The organism is Methanobrevibacter sp. 87.7, assembly GCF_002208625.1.
In the GTDB taxonomy this organism is placed as follows: domain Archaea; phylum Methanobacteriota; class Methanobacteria; order Methanobacteriales; family Methanobacteriaceae; genus Methanarmilla.
Genome location: NZ_MRCT01000172.1, coordinates 1 through 3,394, shown reverse-complemented (window position 1 = coordinate 3,394; position 3,394 = coordinate 1). Strand labels below are relative to the sequence as shown.

Annotated in this window: 1 protein-coding gene; it reads left to right on the top strand. The window is 24.3% G+C overall.

From position 1 onward, the window contains the following. Positions 1–189: 189 nt before the first annotated feature. Positions 190–3,183 (top strand): hypothetical protein, encoded by a 2,994-nt coding sequence (locus tag BGI41_RS07245; protein ID WP_088539974.1) that lies wholly within the window; start codon positions 190–192, stop codon positions 3,181–3,183. Positions 3,184–3,394 lie beyond the last annotated feature (211 nt).

Sequence of the window (3,394 nt, the reverse complement as noted above, 5' to 3'; positions counted from 1 at the left end):
TTTTAAGTCTATATTTTTAAAAAAAATGTAAAATAAATTATAAAAATTATTAATTTTAATAAAATTTACAAAATCTTTATCATAGATTTTTAATCATACAAAATTCATTGTATATTAAATAATTATAATTAAACTTAACTAAATTTATAGTTAAATTAATAAATACTTAAGTAAAATATAGGAAATTTTATGAAAAGATTTAATAAATCAATGATATTTATTATACTCATTATCTTCCTTTTATTAAGCATAGGATCTGTTTTTGCAACTGATGTTAATACTACCACTACACAAATAGCAGATTCAAACAGTACAAATGATGTTGTTTCTAGTAACCATACTGATATAAATAATATTAATTATGCTGATAGTAATGTAGTTTCTAGTAAAGAACCTAATGAAATTCTTACTGAAAACGAAAATAGTGAAAATAATTATTATATTAGTCCAAACGGAAATGGAAATGGTTTAAGTCCAAATGATCCATCTAACTGGAAAGCTATATATCCAAATCTTAAAAATGGTACAGTAGTTAATTTTTTAGATGGTAATTATACAAATTTTTATACTGAACTTGAAAATTTAAATATTACCCTTAAAAACTACAATGGACAAAAACCAATACTTGACCGTGAAGAAAAAGGTAAAATGATTTGGACAGACAAATCTAGTATTACCATAATCGGTTTAACATTTATAAATGGACGATCTAAACTTGGTGGAACTATTTACTTTACTAATAATAATGAAACTACAATTATAAACTGTACATTTATGAATAATGTTGCAGAAGAAGGTTCATCAATATATTCCCATTCAAATTTAACTATTATAAACAGTAGTTTTATAAATAATATTGGAAATTATGGTGCAGGTATTTATTCTAGAGGAAACCTCAGTATAGAAAATTGTAAATTTATAAAATCATTTGCATATTATTGGGGTGGAGCTATCTATGGACTTGAAAATGTAAATGTTACTAATTCAAGTTTTGATAATTGTACTTCCTCAAAATGGGGTGGAGCAATATTTAGTGCAGAAGACGCAAATATTATAAATTCTACCTTTAAAAATAATAATGTCACATTATACCATGGTGGAGCAATATACAGTAAAAATAACAATAATATAAACAATTGTAACTTTACTAATAACACTGCAAAAGGATATGCTGGAGCAATTTTCTCAGAAAATAGTACAAAAGTATATAATAGTAACTTTATTAATAATACAGCTCAAACAAAAAATGCAGGTGCTATCTTATCAGAAAATACAACAGAGATAGAAAATTCTTCATTTATTAATAATACTGCTTTAGAAAATGCTGGAGCAATACACTCTATTAATGAAATAAAAGTAAATAATAGTACATTCGTTAATAATGCTGCTAATAATATGGGTGGAGCAATATACTGTGAAGATAATGTTAAAGTAAATAATTCAAGTTTTAAAAATAATACTGCAGATATTGGTGGAGCAATAACTTCAATATATGATAGTTTCATTGATAATTCAATATTTGATAATAATACTGCTAAAAATTCTGGTGGAGCAATAGTTGCTAATAAAGGAGCTAGTATAATCAACAGTACATTTACTAATTCCAATGCTACTAGATATGGTGGAGCAGTTTATGCAAATGATAATGTTAACATTGAAAATAGTAGTTTTATAAATAGTAATATTAATTTATATGGTGGAGCAGTTTATACACCATCTAATGTTTCTGTAGTAAACGGTACTTTCAAAAATAGTTATTCTGGACGTAATGGTGGAGCAATATATGCTAATAATACATCTATTGCAAACAGTACATTTGAAAATAATAGTGCTCTTGTTTATGGTGGAAGTGTATATGCATATAATGTAACAGTTAATAATTCCAATTTCACTGACAATTCTGCATTTAATGGTGCAGCAATTTACACAGATAATGTAATAATTAATAATTCAAATATTAAAAATAATGCTGCTCGTGGTGATGGAATCGTATATGGTGTAAACGGAACTATTGAAAACTCCAATATTACAGATAATAAAGCTAATGATAATAATGTTGTTACAGTATTTGGAAATTTAAATATAATTAATAGTAATCTTAATACTAAAAATGTAGCAAATTCAACTAGTGTAAATTACAATAATAAAACATACTATTATGATACTACAAATAAAGTAAATGCTATTAAATTATACAAACCAGATGGAACAATTAATTATATAATGAATGATACTGGAATCATAGTAAATATTTACACTGGAGAAGATGTAAGTAATTTACTTAAACTTATAGTTTACGAATATTATACTAATGAAACATTCCGTAACTCTATAGGGGATATTGAAAATCTTAAAAATTATCCACTTTACTTCACAAGTTATAATAACAATACCCAAGAATACTACAAATTAAGTAATGATCCAATTATACAACATGTAATTGCTAAACATTACTTAGGATCAAGAATTAATGATAATGAAAAATTTGTTTACGATGGTAGTTTCCCATTAACTTATGCTAATGGAACACCTGTAGAAAAAAATACTACAGTCTTACTTAAATTCTACAGTGCAGGAACTAATATTGATGCATCAAATTATTTATTATTTAATATTGTTGTTCCTAAAATGGAGGTAAGTATTGATCCTAACTTTACTAGTGTATACTTAGGTAATAAAACTAATGCAACTATTAAAATAACAAATACTGGAGATCAAAAATTAACCAATATTGTTATAAGTACTGAAGGTAATCCTAATTTACCAATTAATAGTATAGGAAACTCATCATGGATTCCTGATGGTGAAAATAAATGGATATACAACGGTTCTTTAGATCCAAACGAAAGTATTGAATTTAAAGTAACATATGATACAGTTGCAAAAGGTAATTTTACAAGTGTATTTACAGTAAGTTCTGATTTAACAGAAAATACTAAAGTTAATACAACTGTTGAAGTAAAAACCATACCAGTTAACAATAATACTAACACAAATACAAACAATACAAATAACAATAGTACTAATAACAACAATAATGTAATTAAAAATAATGGTATTAGTGATAATAATAGTAATAATTCTGGAAATGTGGCTATAACTAGTCCAAAAACTGGAATACCTATTGTATTAGTAATATTAGCAGTTTTAGCAAGTATTTTTGTACCTAAAAGGAAAGATTAATTAAAAATAAAATAGGATTAATTCCTATTTTATTATTTTTTTATTTTTAAACTCATTTTCTCATTTTAAAAACACTAAAACTAAGAAATATAAAATTTCTAATTTTAAAAAATTAATTTTAAAACATTAAATTAGAATAAAACCTTAAAATAAGTACTAATTTTAAAATTAAAACAAAAAACAATAAAAATAAAACCCTTAAAATAACCAC